General features: G+C 72.2%; 1 protein-coding gene. It reads right to left on the bottom strand.

Annotation, left to right across the window (positions count from 1 at the left end; genetic code table 11):
- Positions 1-317 (bottom strand): hypothetical protein (locus ASC93_RS31750; protein ID WP_200958368.1); only part of this gene is annotated, 317 nt, incomplete at both ends.

Genomic DNA, 317 nt, shown 5'->3' with positions numbered 1-317 from the left:
CGTGGTGGCGCCGGTGTAGCTGTTGATGCCGGCCAGGGTCTCGGTGCCGCCATTCACGGCCAGACCGCCGGCGCCGGCGATCGTGCCCGCGAACACGTCGTTGGCATTCGACAGCGCCAGGGTCTGCGCGCCCAGCGCCACGCTGCCCGAGCCGGACAGCGACTGGATCTGCGCGCCATTGCTGGCCGCCGAGATGTCGAGCACGCCGTAGTCGGCCACGCTGCTGGACAACGCGATGCTGCCCGAGCCGGCCAGGCCCAGGGTCGCGCCCGCGTTGATGCCGGTCGCGCCGGTGTAGGTGTTGGTGCCGCTGAGCC

Origin of the sequence: Massilia sp. Root335 (assembly GCF_001425685.1) — a bacterium.
Classification (GTDB): domain Bacteria; phylum Pseudomonadota; class Gammaproteobacteria; order Burkholderiales; family Burkholderiaceae_D; genus Telluria; species Telluria luteola.
Note: the sequence above shows the minus strand (reverse complement) of the source record. Positions and strands in the feature narration are given on the sequence as shown.